Raw genomic sequence first — 415 nt, 5'->3', positions numbered from 1 at the left:
GCCGTCTAGTCCCTTCTCTTTGTATCGCTTATACCACTTTCGAAGAGTGGGCCTAGAAATTCCACACCGACGACAAACTAGGCCCGCATTATTAGTTTTTTCGTAAAGCTCAATCCACTTTAAACATTGTTTAATTTCTTTGTTCATAGCGTCATAGTATATTGAAACGATCTCTATGAATCACACACTTTAGATTTAAGTAATTACGAGCTGCGCTAGTCACGTCAGCAAGCTGCACGTCTACAAAACATCGATTAAGCTTCACCTGTAAACGCTGGGCTTTATTTTATCTGTAGATACCATCTCTCATTTTAAGCTTCAAGGTCGTATTTAACTTTCTTGGAGCTTAAACGCTTCTTGGTTTTTTATTACACCAAAACATATATGAATTAGCTTTCGCATATTTGCACACACA

Annotated in this window: 1 protein-coding gene; it reads right to left on the bottom strand. The window is 37.8% G+C overall.

Annotation, left to right across the window (positions count from 1 at the left end):
• Positions 1-147: helix-turn-helix domain-containing protein (locus tag H5117_RS20440; protein WP_182739027.1), on the bottom strand; the 147-nt coding region annotated here is incomplete at its 3' end.
• Between the last annotated feature and the right edge of the window lie 268 nt (positions 148-415).

Origin of the sequence: Pseudoalteromonas sp. SG45-1, assembly GCF_014164135.1 — a bacterium.
Classification (GTDB): domain Bacteria; phylum Pseudomonadota; class Gammaproteobacteria; order Enterobacterales; family Alteromonadaceae; genus Pseudoalteromonas; species Pseudoalteromonas distincta.
Note: the sequence above shows the minus strand (reverse complement) of the source record. Positions and strands in the feature narration are given on the sequence as shown.